Below are 21189 nucleotides of genomic sequence, written 5' to 3' on the forward strand. Positions count from 1 at the left end.
AATGCCCCCTCTACTTTTCTAATGTCCCCTTTAATGAATCGATTTTTCGCTGTTCCTCTTCTGCAAGGAACTTAGACCGATATTTGTTACATAAATTAATAACATGCTGATCTGTTAGCTCATCAGGCTTCTTGTGAGTGATGAGCATAGCCACCATATACATATGACGGCGATTGATAGATCCTTTGTAAATTTTGTCTAAATAAAAATATATACATTCCCGCATGGCTTCTGCAAAATCTGGGAAGGTACACTGTATAAACTGCTGACAGTCGCTATATTTAAAGTACGGATACTTTCTAATAACCGCCTTAATGTCCTTAATATGAGCGCGATGCAATTCATATTCACAAGTGGGACAGATTTCTTTTTTAGATTCCATGTGCATGCCACATCGACCGCAACGATGATACCCATGCTGCTCTAAATAGATTTCACGCTTTCGAGCCGTAATTTGTACTTTTCTGAAAGCAGCTCGTAATTCTTCGTTATCTGTTTTCTCTAATGATTTATCGATGGCGTCTACGTCTTCTTTTGAAAGCACAATATCTGAAAAATTAATACGTTTTGTAATAATCTGTTCATCAGGCAATGAAATCGATGTATCAGTATTTGCTTTCACATAGCTCTGACGTTTCATAATAAAGCGAATATCTTTGATCACCTCTTGATGGTAATACTTGTTTATGGCCTCAATGATGCGTCGTTTTTGCATCTGCAATTCTTGCATCCACATGGAATTATCTGCACTGATAACCATATCTGGAGGCTTAATAGACACAATTTTCGTATGGTCTGCAATGACATCGCCCACTACATCACGCCACTTGTGAACGAGGGTATTTAATTTATATTGTTCCAGTAAATTCAGTTTTGATAAGGCCTTTGGTAAACAAAGATCAAGGCTGTCCATACTGAACCTTTCCCCCTTCACAAGAAATAAATTGAACAGATTTCAAATCTTTAAAATCATGAATGTCTGTAGTAGTAATAAATGTTTGAATACGTTTATGAATAAACTGCAATAAATTCGCTCGTCTCGACTCATCAAGTTCGCTCAATACATCATCCAATAACAGAACTGGATATTCCCCAACCTCGGACTTGATAAACTCAAGCTCACTCAACTTTAAGGATAGTACAGCGGTTCGTTGCTGCCCTTGGGATCCAAATTTCTTTAAATCCATCGCATCGGAAAAGAATCGTAAATCATCGCGATGAGGACCTACGCTAGTGGTCATCCGATGACGATCCTGTGGCAACGCTGCTTTAATGCGCTCGTAAAAGCCTTCCTTTGTATATTCTAAGGATCCATTGTCCATATATGGCTGTTCATAACCGATGGTTAAATTCTCGAGTCCACCCGTCAATTTACGATTCATCAAATCGATGAGAAGGTTAATTTTCTTCAAGCTCTCTAGTCGTTTCTTTACAATAAAGCTCGCCATATCTGCTAGCTGTAAATCCCATTCTTCAAGAGGAATATTTTGCTTTCCTCTATATTCCTTAAGAACTGCATTTCGTTGCTGTAACAATCGATTGTACTGCATCAACTGATGATAATAGGTAGCACTCGTCTGAGAGATTTCCATATCGAGAAAACGTCTACGTCCCGACGGCGTCCCCTTGATGAGTTGTAAATCTTCAGGACAGAATATAACTGTATTTAATGTACCAATCAGTTCTTTTTGAGATATTTTAGTATCGTTTAAGCGAATATCCTTAGGGCCTTGACGGAATAACTTAATATTTACCTTTTGTGGCGTATCCTTTTTCTCGAACTTTACTACAATACCTGCTTCCTCAACATTGAACATGAGCATATCCGATGTATCGTTTGTTCGATGGCTTTTACCAATGGTACCCACATAAATGGATTCGAGGATATTCGTCTTACCAGCCCCATTAGTACCATGCAAAACGATAATCTCCGGATTGAACTGAATCGTTACATCCTTATAATTACGAAACTGGAATAATTGCAGTGAGTCAATTCTCACTGATTATGCCTCCTCTTGAGTAATCACTAGATCTACATCGAGACCTTCGCAAGAAATCACGTCACCAACGCGACACTTCTTGCGCTTTTCTGTCACAACTTGACCATTCAAAGTAAGAATACCTTCTTCAATGAAGGATTTAATTTGACCACCTGTTTCGATGATGCCTTCTAACTTCAACAACTGATCAATTTGAATGTACTCCGTATGAATGGGTACCTGCTGTTGCTCTTTCATAACGTCCTCCTATAGTGGACAATTTATAACTATATGGGAATTAGGTAACGATGACTTTTAATCATCATTACCTAATAAAAATATGTATATTAATTCAGTAAAATATACAATGTAGTGATTTTATTATCAGTTATTCGTACGAACTGGTGTTACTACGTATGTATAGTTCGGATTATTGTCTTGGCGAATGACAACTGGACCGTTTTGTTTTAAGAACAAGTGGATGTTGTCGCCTGTACTGTGGCGCAAGATGTCGGAGATGTAGCGACCGTTAAAGGAGATTGTGAAAGGTGTTCCTTTAAATTCAACAGCTAAGTCTTCTTTGGCCATACCGATTTCAGTATTTTGAGTAGACAATGTTACATTACTTTCAGACCAATCATAACGAATTACGTTATAGCTGATGTCTTTAGCTAATAAGGATACGCGATCAACAGCACCAGCGAATTCACGGCGGTCGATAACAGCACTAGAGTCGAATTGGGAAGGAATTACCTTTTCATATTCAGGATATGTGCCTTCGATCAAGCGAGAAATAATGTAAATAGATTCAAAGTTGAACACGATTTGTGTGCGATTCCAAATGATGTTGATCATGGCTGGATTATCTGTTGGCAACAAACGAGATACTTCAGCCAAAGTTTTTGTTGGAATGATAGCGCGCATTGGCGTAGTTGCTGGTTCATCGATAGTAATTTTCTTAACAGCCATGCGATGTGTATCAGTAGCAACCATAGTGACTTCGTTTTCTTTGATTTCTAGAAGAGCACCAGTAAATACAGGGCGATCTTCGTCAGTAGCAGCTGCGTAGTTTGTTAAATCGATGAGTTCTTTCATAGCAAAGCTATCGATGTTCACATGATCTTGGTCGTGAATTTGTTCAACTAAAGAGAAATCATCTGGATGCAATGTTACGAGGTTAAATTCAGAAGAACCAGATGTGATTGTTAAAGAATTACCGTCCTCTGGTTTGTAAAGTTCGATAGTATCGCCAGGCAATTTGCGAATTAATTCTTGGAAGTAGCGAGAACCTACAACTAATGTACCAGGTTCTTTGATGTCGCCATCGATGGTTAAACGAATACCGAGTTCAAAGTCGTTACCTTGCAATTCTACTTGACCATTTTTTGTTGTCATGTAGATAGCGCCTGGTAAGTTGGAACTTGTTTTATTTTGAGATACCTTTTGTAATACGTTGATTGCTTTTTGGAGATTTGCTTTTGGGAATGTAATATGCATTTATAACTCCTTTATGATTTGTCTGTTTGTTCGTAATATTCTATGTTTGCTATCGTAGATGCTCTATAGATATTCTGCGATAGATCTGTTTCTACTGGTTTTTTGATTGTTTGTTAGTTTTAGTAGTAGTAATAGTAGGGGCCTGTTTATATGTGTAAAAGTGAATTGGCGCTACTAACTGTGCGATTTCTCGGTTGTGTATAACTATGTTGATAGTTTGTAACCACTTATCCACATACTCACAGCGGAGTGCGGTTTTTAGGATATCCACAAAGTTACGCACAATATATCCACAGAGTTATCCACAGGTTGTTAATTTCTGTTTAATTTCAGAAATCATGTTCTTAGTTTCTTCGTTTCGTTCAATTTCCTTCGTAATTTTATCGTACGCATGGAGAATTGTCGTATGGTCACGAGAGAAGGCTGCTGCGATTTGCGGATAACTTTCATTAATCATATCGCGGCATAGGTACATGGCAATTTGCCGTGGGAATGCGAACTGTGCCTTACGCTTCTTGCCGAGCAAGTCTTGCTTTTTAATATTGAAATAAGAACTTACAAAATTCTGGATGCTTTCCATAGTGACCATGTTCACCTCTTCGGTATGAACGAGGCCAGCCAAGGCTTGTTTAGTGTATTCTAGATCGATAGATTCAAGACGTTGATCGATGGATGCGGTGCCGATTAATTTGGTGAACGCACCTTGCAACACCCGGACATTTTCGCTAAATTGTAACGCCACATAGTTGATGGAATCGTTATCGATACGGATAACGCGATTTTTCTTATATTCTCGTTCCAGCAAAGATCTAAAGATAGCAATGCGCGTTTCTAAATCTGGATTTTCCATGGTAGCAATATAGCCAGCTTGGAAACGAGAACGAAGACGGTCTTCGAACTGCTCCATATCGTTTGGCATCGTATCAGAAGTAAGGACGATTTGCTTGTTGTTATTTAATAACTCATTGAATGTATTAAATAACTCAGTTTTCGTACTTTCACGACTTTCAAGGAACTGAATATCGTCAATCATGAGCACGTCGATATTGCGGAATGTGTTGCGGAACAATTTACCTTGGTTACGCTGCAATGTTTCGACGAAAATGTTCATAAAGTTTTCGCTTGTAATGGACATAACCTTCATGTGTGGATGATTTTCCTTGATGGCATTGCCGATGGCGTGCATCAAATGCGTTTTACCTAGACCTGATGGACCGTAGATAAAGAGCGGATTATAGTCGCCGCCTGGGAACTCAGCTACATTTTGAGCGGCCCCAAATGGAATACGGTTCGCGTTGCCCGTTACGTAATTATCAAAACGGTACGCTGGATTTAGGTTAGATAATGATAAATCCACAGGTACATTATCAGACTGTAATGTAGGTGTGGTAGTTTCAACTGTTTTACTAGGAGCAACCATTGGCTCATCGGGAATTTGCACAGGAGCTGGAGCGCGGTCGATATAGACAGGCTCTTGATACACCGGTGTGTAGAACTCACCTTGTTGAGCTTTTTCCTCTACCACAGGCGGTAATGGCATCGGTGGAGCCACTACAGGTGCATCATCGATGAGACTTTCATCAACAAAGGTAGTATCTACGCTCTCTTGATTGAAATCGAATAATACCATATCCCGATGGGAACCGATAACCGTAGTAATGGCATCCTGCAAAGCCTTGCTAATCTGTGGCTGCTGATCGATTAAGTTTTTAACAAATGTTTGCATGACCCCTATATGGATCGAATGACTTTCGAGAGACATGGGAATCAACGATGACGTGACGCGCAAGTACAACGCGTCAGGCAAATGTTGCATGTTCTTTTTCGCCTCTTGCAATATATGTTCCCATATATTATTCAAATCAAATGATTGCATGACGTGCCTCTTGTGTATAACTATTGCGATAAATGTGTATAACTTTAGGAATAATGTGTATAACTCTTGTGAAAGCTGTGGAAAAACCTGTTATTCCTGTGAATAACCTGTGAATAAGTGAAAATAAAATTCTCTTCCAACCAGATAATAACTGACTTTATAGATTACACAGGTTAAAAGAGAAAAAATGTGGATAACCTTAAAAGTTATCCAACAAAAACTTATAAAAATATATACTTTTTCCTAATTTCAGTTATGATTGTACCAAAAAATCACTAGTTTGTCATTTATTCTGTGGATAACTTTTGATTATCTGAAGGAGAAATGTTAATAACTCAGTAATTATCTCATCTTTTGTTCATCAATAACTTTTGGGGGAGGACTGAAAACTACTTTTATCGCTCCATACGACGCGTAAGTCACTCAAAAAGTAGTTTTCAGTCCCCTCCTCCTATAAGATAAATTTTATGATTACAATACACATAAATGAAAAAGTAATTGATGAACATAACAGCATCAACCTTCAGATAATCAAAACTAAGTGATCTATAAAAATGACAAACTAGTGATTTTTCTAAGAAGGAGTGTTGGGAGCAGGAATAGATGTGGATTTTTGACCGAAACGTGTCGTATGGAGGGAGAAAACACATCTATTCCTCCCCTCTCTCTAACCAGAGATCAAAAGGTAAATTTGTCTTATATAAAAAGATTAGAATGTGAGTTCTTGTGTTGCTATAAATTGATGTTACGTTTACATCGTGTAGTGGTGTGTAAGGTGACATTAGGATTTACTTAGGGAGGGAATATAGGGTCCTTTTGAGCGACTTTACGTGTCGTATGGAGCGATGAAGGAGCCCTATATTCCTCCCCCTGGAAACGTAACATCAATTATTGGATGAAATGTGTGATGGAATTATTATAGAAATACAAGAACTCACAAGCAGAATGCCTTTATTATATTGACAAATTTACGTTTTAACTCTATAATTACCCTGTTATGGTATAAGTAAAACAATACAAAATGACGAGGAGGTGTTTTACTAATGAAACGTACTTACCAACCAAATACTCTTTGGAGAAAACGTACCCATGGTTTCCGTGAACGCATGAAAACTATCGGTGGCCGTCTCGTTTTAAAAAGAAGACGTGCAAAAGGCAGAAAACGCTTATCTGCATAATATAATAGCTGTTAGGCAGGAGAAAAAACTTGGCGCTGCTGCCAAGTTTTTCTATTCTTAGGACTTAAGGACAATGCATATGGATTATTGCCTCGATAAAGCAAGACGACTGACGCACAATAATGAATATCGCCTTGTGTATAAGCACGGTAAATACGAAGTAGGCCGTATGTGTGTACTGTATCGTATGCCCGTGGCGAAGCAATCTACGCGCATTGGTTTTGTAACCGGCAAAAAGGTTGGTTGTGCTGTTGAGCGCAACCGAGCTAGACGGCTTATGAAAGAGGTATATCGCCTCAATCAACATTCCATACGCGAAGGGTATCATATCGTAATTGTTGGACGTGGCCCTCTGAAAAACGCTACCTACGAAAAAGCGGAAAAGGAAATTTTGTATCTCTTGCGAAAAAGCAAATTATTGGTACAAAATGATAAATAGGACCACAAGTTAGAGGCTTTGGTCCTTTTTGTGTATATGGAGATTTCTATGAAACGCTGTATAACAATGCTTTTACGACTTTTAATTAGGTTCTATCAGCTTGCCATATCTCCCTTAAAACCTGGATGTTGCCGTTATTATCCGACATGTTCCACATATACTCTGCAGGCCATCGAAAAATATGGTCCTTTGAAAGGTAGCTGGATGGGTTTAAAACGCATTCTTCGCTGCCATCCTTTCCACAAGGGTGGCTATGATCCAGTGCCATAATCTATTTTTGATTAGGCTAGTTTTGCGTTCTGTGAAAGCAACTTTCACAATAACTATCTAGCACAGTTTTGGAAATACCTGAGCATCTGTATGGATGAAATTTAGACCATACCATAACGATATATAGATGCGCAAAGGACGGTTTCGGACTGTAAGAAAAAGGAGAAACAATGGAATTCTTAAGTAGTATATTCCACCCTATCGTTGAATTGATGACTACATTGGTAACCTATGCGTTCCAATTAACTCAAATGGTAGGCTATCCAAGCTACGGTGTGGCTATTATCCTTTTAACAATCGTTATTAAAGCGGTTTTGGCACCACTTACTGTAAAACAAATCAAATCCATGAAGGCTATGCAAGAGTTACAGCCTCGCATGAAAGAATTGCAAGATAAATACAAAAACGATCCTGCAAAACTTCAAGCGGAAATGGGTGCATTGTACAAAGAAATGGGCGTTAACCCATTGGCTGGCTGTTTGCCTCTATTGGTGCAAATGCCATTCTTGATCGCTATCTTCTACGCTTTACAAGGCTATCCATACGATCAAAACTATGTACAATTCTTATGGCTTCCTAGTCTTGGTGAACCAGATCCAATGTACATTTTGCCAGTATTGAGTGCATTATCTACATGGATTATGTCCAAGCAAACTAGTAGCGGTGCAACTGGTGCTGCTGCGCAACAACAAAAGATTATGACAATCTTTATGCCTTTATTCATTGGTTACATCTCTCTTAACTTCCCATCTGGCTTAGTTATTTACTGGATCGTATCCAATGTATTCCAATTTGTGCAACAACATTTCATTTACAAAAGCTTAGAAGCTAAGAAATAGGAGACACTATGGAATTTATCGATGTATCTGCTAAAACCATTGAAGATGCCATTGCCAAAGGTGTAGCTCAATTGGCTGAAGATGGCCAAGAATTGGTTGAAACTAAGGTCTTAGAACAACCTTCTAATGGCTTCTTGGGCATTGGTCGTAAACCAGCAGTTGTTCGCTTATTCTTCACATCTGTAGCTAAAACTGCTACTCAAGAAGAAGTAGCTCATGTAGAAGAACAATCTGTAGCTGTTGCTTCCAAGCCGGTAGCAACAAGCGAAACAGAAGTACAAGATACAGCAGTTGAAACTTCTGAAGGTGATGTTGTAGAAAAACCTTCTAAAAAGGAACTTTCAAAAGAAGATCAACAAGAAATTGCTGAAAAAGGTAAACAATTCCTCGATGATATGTTTACACAAATGGGCCTCACTGTAGTTATCGAAAAAATGATGACTAAAGATAAGATTACATTCCAAGTGCACGGCGAAGATTTAGGTATTTTGATCGGTAAACATGGTCAAACATTGGATGCTATTCAATACTTAACAAATCTCGTGGCACACAAGGATGTATCTGGCCACTGCCACATCGTTGTAGATGTGGAAAATTATCGTTCTCGTCGAGAAGAAACATTGGTGAATCTCGCGAAACGCTTGGCTTCTAAGGTGAAACGAAACCGTCAAAAGGTTTCCTTAGAACCGATGAATGCTTTTGAACGTAAAATCATTCACACTGCCCTTCAAGGGGATAAAAACGTTGTTACTAACAGTGAAGGGGACGAACCGTTCCGTCACGTTGTGATTACGTACAAAAAATAATATAGTGGTGCAGCTTTCAAGTGACTGAATTCTCGGTTGCTTGAGGGCTGCCCCCTTTATTCTTTAGGTTATGGTGAAAGCTAACCTAAGTTAATCTTCGCATGCAAAGATTAGTTTAGTTTAACTTTCACAGGCGAAGAATATATACAAAAGCAAATACTAGATAATCGAAATACGGAGATATGTATGTATATAGATGATACAATAGCGGCCATTGCGACGCCGCCCGGCATCGGCGGGGTTGGTATTATTCGGGTCAGCGGCAAGGATAGTTTTCCTATTGTAAATAGCCTGTTCAAGAGCGCTGGCACTGTGCCTTTGATGGACCGCCAAAACAGAACGATTCAATACGGAACCATTGTGGATCCAGCAACGAACAAGACCATCGACGAGGTTCTTGTGTTATTAATGAAAGGCCCTCATTCTTACACGGCGGAAGATGTGGTAGAAATTCAGTGTCACGGCGGTATTGTGCCGGTTCGACAAATCTTGAAATTGCTCGTAAATCATGATGTACGCATGGCAGAGGCCGGCGAATTTACGAAGCGTGCCTTTATGAACGGACGTATCGACCTCACGCAAGCAGAGGCGATCATTGATATTATTGAAGCAAAAACAGAGGACTCCCTCTCTCTCGCTGTATCGCAGCTAGACGGCACCGTTTCGTCCTTTGTAAAAGATGTGCGTGAACAGCTTATCGCTATGATTGCTCATTTAGAGGTAACTATCGACTATCCTGAAGAGGACATCGAGGATGTAACGAGCCAAGAGGTTCGGGATCAGTTAGAGCCTATTTTGAAAGCTATGGATGAACTCTTATCCACAGCCAATACAGGTCGCCTTATTCGGGACGGCATTACGACGGTTATTGTAGGCCGTCCAAATGCAGGTAAATCGAGCCTTATGAACGCTCTCTTGCGGGAAAACCGCGCTATTGTAACGGATATTCCTGGTACGACGCGGGACAGTATTGAAGAATATATGACCGTAGAAGGCATTTCTTTGCGCCTCATTGATACGGCAGGCATTCGAGACACACAAGATACGGTAGAAGCCCTCGGCGTGGAGCGTGCTCGCGATTATATCAACAAAGCAGATATCGTGCTCTGCGTTATCGACGGGTCTACGCCATTAACCCCTGAAGAAATCGAAATTTTGACCTCTGTCAGCGGTTTGAATACCATCGTACTCCTCAATAAGTCCGATGTGGCACAAGTCGTTACAGATGAACATATTAAGGAACACGGAACCTTTACAGCTATCGAACGCATCAGCGCCAAAGAAGGCGAAGGCTCTGCAGTTCTCTCTAAATGGGTGCAAGAATTAGTCTACGGAGGTCGCGTAAAACAAGACAACAGCGCCATGATCAGTAATGTGCGCCACATCAGCCTCATGGAACAAGCAAAGGCACAAGTCGAACAAGCCCTCTCCTCCATCGACATGGGCATGCCAGTAGACTTTGTTGCTACCGATTTGCGCAGCGCCTGGGAACTACTAGGCGACATCACAGGCGACACCATCCGTGAAAGCATGATCGACGAACTATTCAGTCGATTTTGTTTAGGTAAGTGATGTAAAAGCAAAAGTAGGGTGTGAGCTAACAGAGGAGCATTAGCGACGATGGGAGCCACACATCACTTTGGTCGGAGCGTGCAATTTTCCGAAGGAAAATGCTCAGCGAGTGACCTGGACTCTGGGCTAAACCCAAGCATCACTTTAAAAATTTTTACAGTGAGGGACAGTACTCTGGGATATTTGGCCTCGTGATTTAAATAAATTAAGCTTTCAACATAAGTAATAATATATAAGGAAATTCATATGTACACAGTAGATAATTATGATGTCATCGTCATCGGTGGTGGTCATGCTGGTTGTGAGGCGGCCCTCGCCGCTGCTCGCATGGGTCATCGGACGTTGATGGCGACCATCAGTTTAGATAATATTGCGCTTATGCCATGTAATCCTGCCGTTGGCGGTCCTGGTAAAAGCCATCTTGTTTATGAGCTTGATGCCTTAGGCGGTCAAATGGGTATTAACGCAGATGCTACTGCTATTCAAATGCGTATGCTCAACATGGGTAAAGGCCCTGCAGTGCATTCCTTGCGCTGCCAATCTGATAAAATCAAATACCAACATTTGATGAAACAAACCATTGAAAATACAGAGAACCTCAATGTTAAGCAAATCATGGTAACAGAGCTTAAGGTTGAGGACGGCAAGGTAACAGGTATTGTTACAGAACTTGGCGAATTCTATGGTGCTAAGGCTGTTATTCTTTGTACAGGTACCTACTTGAAAGGTAAAATCCTCATCGGTGATATTGATTATGTAGGTGGCCCAAATGGGCAACGCGTAGCAGAACATTTCTCTCAATCTTTGCTCGACAATGGCATTGAGTTAATGCGCTTTAAGACTGGTACGCCGGCCCGTGTAGATAAACGCACGCTTAACCTTGAAAATATGGAGGTTCAAGAAGGCGATACACATCATCACTCCTTCTCCTTTATGGATGAATGGATCAATCGCAATGAAGACGTATGTTGGTTGACCTATACTAACAAAGAAACGCACGAAATCATTACGAGCAATATTCACCGCGCTCCTATGTATAGCGGTAAAATCGAAGGTGTAGGCCCTCGTTACTGCCCTTCTATCGAAGATAAAGTAGTGCGCTTTGCCGACAAAGAACGTCATCAATTATTCGTAGAACCAGAAGGTACTAGCACAAACGAAATGTACGTGCAAGGCATGAGTACGTCTCTTCCTATGGACGTACAATATGCATTCCTTCGCACCATTCCAGGCCTTGAAAATGTTGAAATCATGCGCCCTGCGTATGCTATTGAATACGATTGCTTGAACCCAACACAATTGACACCAGCGCTTCAAGTAAAACATATTGAAGGCCTCTACTCTGCTGGTCAAGCCAATGGTACATCTGGCTATGAAGAAGCCGCTGCACAAGGTCTCATGGCTGGTATTAATGCTGCTTTATGGCTTGAAGGTAAAGAACCATTTATCCTTGCTCGCTCCGAAGCATATATCGGTGTTCTCATCGATGATCTCGTAACAAAGGGCACAAACGAACCGTACCGTATGATGACAAGTCGCAGCGAATATCGTTTATTGCTTCGTCAAGACAATGCAGATATGCGTCTTACTGAAAAAGGCCGTGCTATCGGTCTTGTAAAAGACGATCGTTGGGCTAAATTTACAGCAAAGAAAGCTGCTATCGAAGAAGCAATGGATATGTTGCGGAATACACCTGTTAATCCATCTAAGGAAACTCAAGACTTACTTGAAAGCTTAGGTACAGCACCTATTAGAACAGGTATTCATGCTTATGATTTAGTAAAACGTAACGAACTATCTTATGCCATCGTAGCCGATGCATTTGGTTTGAAACGTTATACACCTGATGTTGAAGAAGCTGTTGATATCTCCATTACCTATGAAGGTTATATCAAAAAACAAATGGACCAAGTCGACAAGGTTCGTAAACTAGAAGAAAAAATTCTTCCAAAAGAATGGGATTACACACAAATTAAGGGCATTTCTCTTGAAGCACAACAAAAGCTCAACAAAATTCGCCCTCACTCCATCGGCCAAGCAAGCCGTATCTCTGGCGTATCCCCGGCAGACGTGTCTGTTCTATTGATCCAACTAGAACAATATAATAGAAGTAAATAATTGTGATAAGAAATCATATAATCGAAAAAGCTAGCTAATCGTTACGATTAACTAGCTTTTTTTATGTAAGAGAGAGTCACATCAGTAAATATTTGTATATTTATATGAATATTTATAAAATACATATTGTTTTGCACATAAAATATGTACACTAGAGAAGTACATTAAGTGTACATTCAGAATAGACAAAATAATCTGTAAGTGAAGAAAAGTTCATGGTGATAAAATAGAAATAAACTGTGAAATTTGGTTGATAATAAGATGTGTAAATAAATTTTGATTTATATTGAAATAGGATAACAATCTGAAAATTTATTAACAGGCAAAAAATGCAGGTGAAAAAGATGGACCGATTTCTCAATATTATTATTTAAATGATAATATAGGTATAACATCTCTCCTACCTTATTTTGTGTTACGCAGGTCATAGATTTTGATTTGTAAATGAGAATAAATTGAGAATATGCTATAATATAAAGAAAAATGACTTAAATATTTCGCTTATATGGTCATTTTATTAGTTTTCGTATATAAACTTATATAAAATAGATTAAAAGCGCCGTATAACGCAAATTTTTGAGTTTTATAGCATCTGAAAATCGAAATATTATTTTGATATCTCATATATTGTTAAATACATAGTTTTGTCTATATGATGTGTCATATGACATGAGTTTTGCTACATATATGTGGATTACTTTTACTATTATATAAATATCGGATAATTTATTAGGAGTACTTATGAAAGAGAAATACGATGTGCCTATAGCACCGGAGTCTGAATTTGTTTCATACATGATGGAACAAATGAGCCAATTTGGTTTGCCTTGTACAGAAGAGCAAGCAAAAGACTTTTACGTGTATTATGCGCGCATGATTGAAACAAATAAATACCTCAATCTTACAGGTATCACAGATATGAAAGAGGTTGTAGTTAAGCACATGATTGACTCCCTCTCCTGCTATGACTCAAATATCATTAAACCCGGCATGTCCATCATCGATGTCGGCACTGGCGCTGGATTTCCTGGCATTCCGTTGGCAATCTATGATCGTAGCCTTAAGGTCACTTTGTTTGATTCTTTGAAAAAACGTCTTACCTTCCTTGAGTCCGTTATGGATGAGCTAAAATTGACGAATTGTACGACCTTACATGGTCGTGCAGAGGATCTTAGTCATCAAGATTACCGTGAAAGCTTCGATATTGCTACGAGCCGTGCAGTAGCGAGATTACCTATTCTATTAGAATGGACCGTACCATATGTTAAAGAAGGTGGCTATGTTATTGCTTTAAAAGGTGCTATCTACGAAGAAGAAGTGGGAGAATCCAATAAAGCGCTTAGCACATTAAAAGCAAAGATTGAAGAAGTACGTACTGTTACACTTCCAACCTTGGATGATAAACGAGCTATCCTGTACATCAAGAAAATAGGTAAAACACCGAAACAATACCCACGTAAACCAAAAGACATTAAAGATAAGCCGTTAGTGTAATCTCAAATAGTTAATATAGTTAAAAAAAGAACACCTATCCCTACTCACTATGGAGGTCGTGGGAAAGGTGTTCTTTTTTTATTTTACAATTATTTATACGTGATCAATGATATGTAATGTTGTATCGATATCGTTTAAAGGCATAATATGTACGCCTGCAGCGATTTTTTTGATTTGTTCCAATGTTTCGATAGCGATTTCTGTACCCGCTTCTTTACCGCCCTTTTCTACGCGGTCTAGGATTTCTTGAGTAAGGTTGATCCCAGGCACTTTTTCGTGTAGATATGTAGCCATTTTGAAGCTTTTAAGTGGAATTAAACCGAGCATAATAGGTACATCAAACTCAGACATTTTATCGATGTAACGTTTTGCTTGTTCTAAATCGTAAATTGGTTGTGTTTGTACGAAGTGCGCACCATTTTTAATTTTCGCTGCTAATTTTTGACGTTCAATTTCTAAGTCTGGTGCACCAGGGTTGCCAGTAGCACCAATGTAGAAGTTTGTAGGCTCATCTAAATCATTACCTGCCAAGTCTTTACCAGCATTTAATGTTTTAGCGATATTGAGCAAGCCCATGCAGTCTACTTCGAATACGGATTGTGCAAATGGGTGATCCCCATTATCTGGTTTGTCACCAGTAAGGGTTAAGATATTATTTACGCCCAGTGCTGCAGCGCCTAGTAATTCGGATTGTAAGCCGATGATGTTACGGTCACGGCATGTAAGGTGGAAGATAGTTTCAATGCCTTCGTTATGTTGTAACAAATAGGACAAGGAAATTGGGCTCATACGCATCTTGGACATAGGGCTGTCAGCGATGTTAATAGCATCTACTTTCCCTTTTAAACGCGATGCTTGGTCAAATACCTTTTGAGCAGAACTACTCTTTGGTGGGTCTAATTCAACAGTGATGGTGAATTTCCCTTGTTGATGTTTCTCTCTTAATGTCATCATGTACCTCTTGATCTATACATATGGTGAAAGCTTATCTTGTTTAATCCTTTAAGTGGGTTTCACAATCAAAATAAGTTTTTAAGATGAGCTTTCACCTTGTTTTGTATCATGTAAATCAGAAATTATTTTTCTAATGTCTCAAAGTAATCATTTGCGTGGTTAACGGCAGCGATGCCGTCTTTAGCGTAGATATCTGCGCCCGCTTGATCTGCGTATTCTTGAGATACTACGGCGCCACCAACCATGACCTTAGTATTAAGGCCTGCAGCGCGGATAGCTGCAACAGTATTATCGATTTGAGGCATTGTTGTAGTCATCAAGGAACAGATACCAACGAGAGCCGCCTTGTTGTCCTTAATAGCTTGAACGATGACTTCTGGATCAACGTCTTTACCAAGGTCAACGATTTTATAACCATTGTTTTCAAGTAAGGCTGCTACGATATTTTTACCTAAATCGTGGATGTCGCCTTTAACTGTTGCTACAACAACTGTGCCTTTATCTAAACTTTCACTAGCAGGAATGATTTCTTTAATTGTGTTGAAAGCAGCCTGCATTGTTTCAGCAGCAAGCATTACTTGTGGCAAGAATAATTTACCAGATCCAAATTTATCCCCTACTACGTTCATTGCTTCAGAAAGACCTTTTTTAGTAAGGTCTAATGGATCAATACCATCGGCTAATGCTTTTTTAACAAGGTCTATAATAGCCTCTTTTTCCCCTTGCTCTACGCAAGCACGGATATTAGCTAATGGATCATTGCTGTCGAAGGATTTCTTTTCAGGACCTTTTGGAGCAGCGTTACCAGGAGCACTTGTTTCGTCTTCATAACCGTATTCTTTGATGAATTGAGCAGAACCTGGGTCCCAACCTAATAATGTAGTGCTAGAAACAAACGCTTTTTTCGCTGGATAGTTTAGAGGATTCATAATTGGTGTAGTTAAGCCACATGCTAAAGCCATTGTTAAGAATTGGCCGTTCAAGTAAGGGCGTTGTGGCATACCGAAGGAGATGTTAGACAAGCCCATTACTGTTGGGAAGCCAAATTTCTCTTTATATAACTGTAATGTACGCAATGTTTGGCGTGCACTATCTTCACCGCTAGCAAGTGTTAACACTAATGGATCAAGTAATAAGTCGTGTGGTTGAAGCCCATAGCCATAGGCACGATTTACAATGCTTTCAGCTAAAGCAACGCGGTCTTCTGCTTTTTCAGGTAAGTCGCCACTGCAGATTGGCAAGCAAAGCAAAGCAGCACCATAACGTTTAGCCAATGGCATAACGTGTGTGATGGACTCCTCTTCCCCATTTACGGAGTTGATAAGAGCGCGGCCTGGATAGTTTTTAAGAGCTACTTCCATAGCTGCTGGATCCAATGTATCGATGGATAATGGAGTTTCAACGAGCATGGATAATTCGAAAATCGCACGTTCCATCAATGGAGTTTGGTCCATGCCTGCTACGCCCATGTTTACGTCGAGAATATCGGCACCTGCTTCTACTTGGTCTAATGCATCGCGTTTTACACGGATGAAAGAACCATCGCGTAATTCTTGAGCAAGCACTTTACGACCTGTAGGATTGATACGTTCACCGATGATAAGAGGTTTTGTATTGTGACCTAATTCTAACAATTTAGTACGGCTCGTAATAATTGTTTTAGGTTCAATATGAGCACGTTCTTTAGGTGTATGTGCTTTCACAGCGTCGGAAATAGATTGGATATGAGCTGGTGTTGTACCACAGCAACCACCTACATAGCTTGCACCTGCATCTACGATTGGAAGCATCAATGGACCCATTTCTTCTGCTGTAAGTGGAAATACAGTTTGTTTGTTAATTAATTGCGGCATACCTGCATTTGGTTGGCAACTGATTGGCAAATTTGTTACGCTAGCAATTTCCTCAATAAGAGGTGTGATTTGTTCAGGTCCAAGAGAACAGTTAATACCGATAATATCAGCACCCATAGCCTCTACAATAGTAGTTGCTACTGCAGGTGGCGTACCTGTAATGGTACGACCGTCTTCACTGAAAGAAAATTGACAGATAATTTGTACATCTTCTTTTGTCTTCCCTGCTGCTTCACGAGCATCAAGAGAGGCCAATAAAGCGGCACGCATTTCTTGTACGTCGATAATAGTTTCAATGATAATGAAATCTACGCCACCTTCGATCAATGCATCTGCTTGTTCGCGATATGTGTCATAAATAGAGTCAAAGCTCATATTACCTAATGGCTGTAAGAAACGGCCTGTAGGACCCATAGAACCAGCTACACGAGCAGATGGTTTAACCTCTGCAATAGCTTCTTTTGCTACCTTTACGGCTGCAATATTAATCTCTCTTACTCGATCTTGTAAGTCATAATCTTCTAACTTAAGTCCACAAGCACCGAATGTGTTAGTAGTAATAACATCACTGCCATGTTGTAAGTATTGAGCGTGAATATTCTTTACTACTTCTGGTTTTTCTACGTTAAATAATTCTGGACAATAGCCCTCTTCTAAGCCTGCCGCTTGAAGCATTGTGCCCATAGCACCGTCAAATATATACATAAATATCTTCCTTTATCATCCTAATTTTTGAAATGTTTCACGTGAAACATTATTCTGTTGGTTGGCCTTTCATAGCGATACCAGAGGCTTCAGCTGTTGTTTTGTTACAGCCCTCTTCGCCTTCGTTATTAGACGTTACAGTCGCCTTTTCTGGTAATTTACGAGATGCACAATCCTTTTGGGAACAAGATGTGCAACCACGTTTTGTTTTGATATCTTCGTTAGCTGGCATCAAACCAATGATAGCTGTTACAGACTTACGTGGGAACAATAAATAGTTCTCTGTTACTTGTAAGCCAATCATCTCTGTTTTGATAATTTTAGCTAGTTGTGGTTGAATTTCTAATGGCCAGTTACCATATCCAGGGCTAAAACGCCATGTTGGTTTATAGCCTTGTTTTTTTGCAATTGTATTGATAACTTCATTTACTTGATCTGCTACTTGTTCTACTGCTGTTGTAGCCGCTGCATCAAGTAACAAGCCTACAGTGTAGTTACCTTGTTTGAATAACTGTTCACTGCGGATTTCTACATCTTCGCCTACTGTTACGCCTAGTACATAGACTTTTGTAGACTTTTCTAGATGTTTTTCGATGATGGAACCTTCAATTTTAAGCGGTGGATTGCTCAAAATTGTCTTTATTTCTGCATCATAATCGTATTCTTGATATACACCTTTAGGTGTAGCTAATAACTGAATTTCTTTACATGCTTCGTCCACATATTGTTGCGGAAAATTCTCTGCATGACGAAGTCCTGCGTATCGTTTTACTTCTGCTTTATCGATGGCAGGAAGCATTCCGTTATAAATGGGCATGGAAACGCCTCCTTTTCAAAATAAAAAGCTCTGCGTATCCGTAGAGCGTGTGTGCTTACTATTATTTGTATATATTAGATCCTGTAATATAATTAATTTAACTATATTAAAGATTATCAATCTAATCACTACCTAGTTAATAGTATATAGATATGATGAAAGCCTGTCAAAGCATATGAAGCCTATATTCTCATATAATTTAGTAGTGTGTTGATATAACTTAAAGCTATATCATGATATATTTTAATCCTAAAAGTTATTATTGGTGATGATTTAATTATTATATGTTATTACATTCAACTTAATATCCAACTTAATATCTTTACTGTTTTAAATCAAATTGTTTCACGTGAAACAATCGAATTATTTTGGCTGTAAATTTTGCTCGATATATTAAATTTTATTTTTAGTAATGATGTTTGATTATTAATTATAATTCTTAATTGTATTTGTAATAAATTAACTTTTTATCTAAATTTTTTAGTGGCTTAATTTTAATTTCTAATTAATTGTTTTTTGATAAATTTCAGGCAAAAAATTTTTTGTGTAAATTTAGATGATGTGTATATCTTTATATACCAAGATTATTTTTCTATTACAATTTTTTTGAATTAAAACTATATGTTACGTGAGTGAATTTATTCTTATTTGTTTTTGTTGATCATAAATGTTTCACGTGAAACATTTAGAATTCCTATAGTTGTTTTTGAAAAATAAAAATAAGATTTAATCATATTATTTGCTAATATGTAAATACGTGTATTATTAAATAATTTAGTTAGTGAAAAAATATAGATATTTTTCTAGAATTTGATTTGTAATTACCGTAATTATCGTTGTTTTATGTTATAATTAAAAAGAAATATTTTGAACGAACATGTGAGGTGAATTAAGTGGGCAAAGTTATAGCTATTACTAATCAAAAAGGCGGTGTTGGTAAAACAACAACATCCGTGAATTTGAGCGCTTGTTTGGCTGATGCTGGTAAGAAAGTATTGCTTGTTGATTTAGATCCACAGGGTAATGCTAGCTCTGGTTTAGGCATTGAAAAAGATGATTTAGAACTTTGTGTACACGATGTTCTAATCGATGGTGAACCTATTACTGATATTGTTCAGCCTACAATGCTTAAAAAGCTATTTGTAGCGCCTGCAACAATTCAATTAGCTGGTGCAGAAGTGGAACTCGTTTCCGTTGTTTCACGTGAAACAATGTTGAAAAAAGCATTGGCACCAGTACGTGACGAATACGATTTTATCATTATTGACTGTCCGCCGTCCCTTGGTTTACTAACATTAAATGCTTTTACAGCAGCAGATAGCGTATTAATTCCAATTCAAAGTGAATTTTACGCATTAGAAGGGGTTAGCCAACTAGTAAAAACCATAACAATTGTACAACAAACATCTAATAAAAATCTTGAAATTGAAGGTGTTTTATTAACTATGTTTGATGGTCGCACAAATTTATCTATTCAAGTTGCTGATGAAGTGAAAAAATTCTTTGGCAATAAAGTATATAAGACTATTATTCCACGTAATGTACGTCTTAGCGAAGCTCCAAGTTATGGTGAACCTATTATCGTATATGATCCAAAATCAAAAGGGGCAGACGTATATACTAAACTAGCTAAAGAAGTGATTAAAGCTTCAAAAGCTAAATAAATAGTTAGATAATTGAGTTTTACAAATTAATATATAGTCGTATATGTAAGGTGAGAGAGGTTAGTTATGCCTAGAGAAGTAAAAAGTAAGAAAAGTAAATCATCCGGCTTGGGGAAGGGCCTTGGAAATTTAATGAAGGTGGATACGGTAGAGTCTGTATTGCCTGAAAAGGAAATTCATGAATTACCGATTTCTGAATTGGTTCCTAATGCAGATCAACCTCGTAAAAGCTTTGATGAAGATAGTTTAGCTACATTAGCTGAGTCTATTAAAAATCTTGGTATTTTTCAACCAATTGTAGTACGTAAACAAAAGAATAAGTACCAAATCGTAGCTGGTGAACGTCGTTACCGTGCTGCAATTATTGCAGGTTTAGAGACAGTACCAGTTATTGTAAAGAAATATAATACAGAAGAAATGACAGAGGTAGCTCTTGTTGAAAATCTACAACGTGAAGGGTTAGATCCAATTGAAGAAGCTTTGGCATACCAAGGTCTAATGGATACGTATAAACAAACGCAAGAAATGATTTCTGCTCGTTTAGGTCGCAGTCGTTCTTATATTGCGAATATGGTTCGTTTGTTAAAATTATGTGATTCAGTACAAAAAGACCTAATTGAAGGGGATTTAACAGTAGGTCAAGCACGTCCATTACTGGCTTTGCGTAGTGCTGCGCAACAAATAGAAGCTGCTGAACGAATTAAAGAGGGCGAATTAAGTGCACGTCAAGCAGAGGCTCTTGTAAAGTCTATGCAAAATAAAACACCTAAGACAAAGGCTGCTAAGCCACAAAGTACTGCAGAGGTACGTGCTCTTATGGACCGTTTAAAACTAAGCTTAGGATCTCCTGTAAACATTAAGTTCCGTGCTGGTAAAAAGGTTCAAGGTAAGATTGAAATTGCCTTCTCCTCTGAAGCAGAATTAGAACGTCTCATTGCCTTTATGGATGGTCAAGATAATACAGACGATACTGAAACAGTAGAATTTAGAGTATAATTGATATATTAAAATTCGAATCGAATTATGTAAATTTAGTAATGACAAATCGACAACAATTCTGTATAATGTAAATACAATTTACAATCCACGGTGAAAGCGTAGTCTACGGACTGCGCTTTTACTGTATAT

18 protein-coding genes are annotated in these 21189 nt (G+C 38.5%); 10 read left to right on the forward strand and 8 right to left on the reverse strand.

Features of this window, described 5'->3' with window-relative positions; all coding sequences use genetic code 11:
* Window positions 1–10: 10 nt before the first annotated feature.
* The 5 genes from KH109_RS07250 to dnaA form a co-directional block, all read right to left on the reverse strand.
* Entirely contained in the window at window positions 11–913 is a 903-nt protein-coding gene (locus KH109_RS07250) for a DUF721 domain-containing protein (RefSeq protein WP_295217356.1), read from the reverse strand.
* Window positions 900–2000, reverse strand: coding sequence for a DNA replication/repair protein RecF (gene recF / locus KH109_RS07255; RefSeq protein ID WP_295217369.1), 1101 nt, complete (start codon window positions 1998–2000; stop codon window positions 900–902). Before recF ends, KH109_RS07250 begins: the two co-directional genes overlap by 14 nt.
* A 3-nt stretch (window positions 2001–2003) precedes the next feature.
* Window positions 2004–2237 (reverse strand): RNA-binding S4 domain-containing protein, encoded by a 234-nt coding sequence (locus tag KH109_RS07260; RefSeq protein WP_119206598.1) that lies wholly within the window; start codon window positions 2235–2237, stop codon window positions 2004–2006.
* A gap of 126 nt (window positions 2238–2363) precedes the next feature.
* The gene (gene dnaN, locus KH109_RS07265; RefSeq protein ID WP_295217396.1) at window positions 2364–3476 is read right to left on the reverse strand and encodes a DNA polymerase III subunit beta; all 1113 of its coding nucleotides are present in this window, start codon (window positions 3474–3476) and stop codon (window positions 2364–2366) included.
* Window positions 3477–3774: 298 nt separating this feature from the next.
* Window positions 3775–5352 carry a chromosomal replication initiator protein DnaA gene (dnaA, locus tag KH109_RS07270; RefSeq protein ID WP_295217408.1) on the reverse strand — a complete coding sequence of 526 codons (1578 nt, stop codon included), beginning with the start codon at window positions 5350–5352 and terminating at the stop codon, window positions 3775–3777.
* A gap of 1043 nt (window positions 5353–6395) precedes the next feature.
* Between dnaA and rpmH the strand changes: the two genes are divergently transcribed.
* The 8 genes from rpmH to rsmG all read left to right on the forward strand — a co-directional run bounded on the left by rpmH (window position 6396) and on the right by rsmG (window position 14068).
* Window positions 6396–6530, forward strand: coding sequence for a 50S ribosomal protein L34 (rpmH, locus tag KH109_RS07275; RefSeq protein WP_004692946.1), 135 nt, complete (start codon window positions 6396–6398; stop codon window positions 6528–6530).
* A gap of 79 nt (window positions 6531–6609) precedes the next feature.
* On the forward strand, window positions 6610–6969 hold the full coding sequence (gene rnpA / locus KH109_RS07280) for a ribonuclease P protein component (RefSeq protein WP_105094806.1): 360 nt from the start codon (window positions 6610–6612) through the stop codon (window positions 6967–6969).
* 48 nt (window positions 6970–7017) lie between these two features.
* Window positions 7018–7239: a membrane protein insertion efficiency factor YidD gene (yidD, locus tag KH109_RS07285; RefSeq protein WP_012865047.1), complete on the forward strand. Its 222-nt coding sequence runs from the start codon at window positions 7018–7020 to the stop codon at window positions 7237–7239.
* A gap of 170 nt (window positions 7240–7409) precedes the next feature.
* On the forward strand, window positions 7410–8078 hold the full coding sequence (locus KH109_RS07290) for a YidC/Oxa1 family membrane protein insertase (protein WP_024066050.1): 669 nt from the start codon (window positions 7410–7412) through the stop codon (window positions 8076–8078).
* Between the two features lie 8 nt (window positions 8079–8086).
* Window positions 8087–8884 (forward strand): RNA-binding cell elongation regulator Jag/EloR, encoded by a 798-nt coding sequence (jag, locus tag KH109_RS07295; RefSeq protein ID WP_119209367.1) that lies wholly within the window; start codon window positions 8087–8089, stop codon window positions 8882–8884.
* A gap of 186 nt (window positions 8885–9070) precedes the next feature.
* Window positions 9071–10456, forward strand: coding sequence for a tRNA uridine-5-carboxymethylaminomethyl(34) synthesis GTPase MnmE (mnmE, locus tag KH109_RS07300; RefSeq protein WP_295217446.1), 1386 nt, complete (start codon window positions 9071–9073; stop codon window positions 10454–10456).
* A 246-nt stretch (window positions 10457–10702) separates the two neighbouring features.
* The gene (gene mnmG / locus KH109_RS07305; protein ID WP_295217458.1) at window positions 10703–12574 is read left to right on the forward strand and encodes a tRNA uridine-5-carboxymethylaminomethyl(34) synthesis enzyme MnmG; all 1872 of its coding nucleotides are present in this window, start codon (window positions 10703–10705) and stop codon (window positions 12572–12574) included.
* A gap of 741 nt (window positions 12575–13315) precedes the next feature.
* On the forward strand, window positions 13316–14068 hold the full coding sequence (gene rsmG, locus KH109_RS07310; protein WP_295217487.1) for a 16S rRNA (guanine(527)-N(7))-methyltransferase RsmG: 753 nt from the start codon (window positions 13316–13318) through the stop codon (window positions 14066–14068).
* Window positions 14069–14161: 93 nt separating this feature from the next.
* Here the strand turns inward: rsmG and KH109_RS07315 are convergent, their stop codons facing one another.
* The 3 genes from KH109_RS07315 to KH109_RS07325 all read right to left on the reverse strand — a co-directional run bounded on the left by KH109_RS07315 (window position 14162) and on the right by KH109_RS07325 (window position 18397).
* Entirely contained in the window at window positions 14162–15019 is an 858-nt protein-coding gene (locus KH109_RS07315) for a methylenetetrahydrofolate reductase (protein WP_082717874.1), read from the reverse strand.
* 125 nt (window positions 15020–15144) lie between these two features.
* The gene (locus tag KH109_RS07320; RefSeq protein WP_295217515.1) at window positions 15145–17580 is read right to left on the reverse strand and encodes a homocysteine S-methyltransferase family protein; all 2436 of its coding nucleotides are present in this window, start codon (window positions 17578–17580) and stop codon (window positions 15145–15147) included.
* Window positions 17581–17629: 49 nt separating this feature from the next.
* Complete coding sequence (locus tag KH109_RS07325; RefSeq protein WP_295217527.1) at window positions 17630–18397, reverse strand: methionine synthase; 768 nt, start codon at window positions 18395–18397, stop codon at window positions 17630–17632.
* Between the two features lie 893 nt (window positions 18398–19290).
* On the opposite strand from KH109_RS07325, the gene KH109_RS07330 reads away from it, so the two are divergent.
* A complete protein-coding gene (locus KH109_RS07330) occupies window positions 19291–20061 on the forward strand; it encodes an AAA family ATPase (RefSeq protein ID WP_295217542.1) in 771 nt (256 codons plus the stop codon).
* A gap of 66 nt (window positions 20062–20127) precedes the next feature.
* Window positions 20128–21057, forward strand: a complete 930-nt coding sequence (locus KH109_RS07335; protein ID WP_295217553.1) for a ParB/RepB/Spo0J family partition protein — start codon at window positions 20128–20130, stop codon at window positions 21055–21057.
* The last annotated feature ends 132 nt before the right edge of the window (window positions 21058–21189 follow it).

Source organism: Veillonella sp., from assembly GCF_018381775.1.
In the GTDB taxonomy this organism is placed as follows: Bacteria; Bacillota; Negativicutes; order Veillonellales; family Veillonellaceae; genus Veillonella.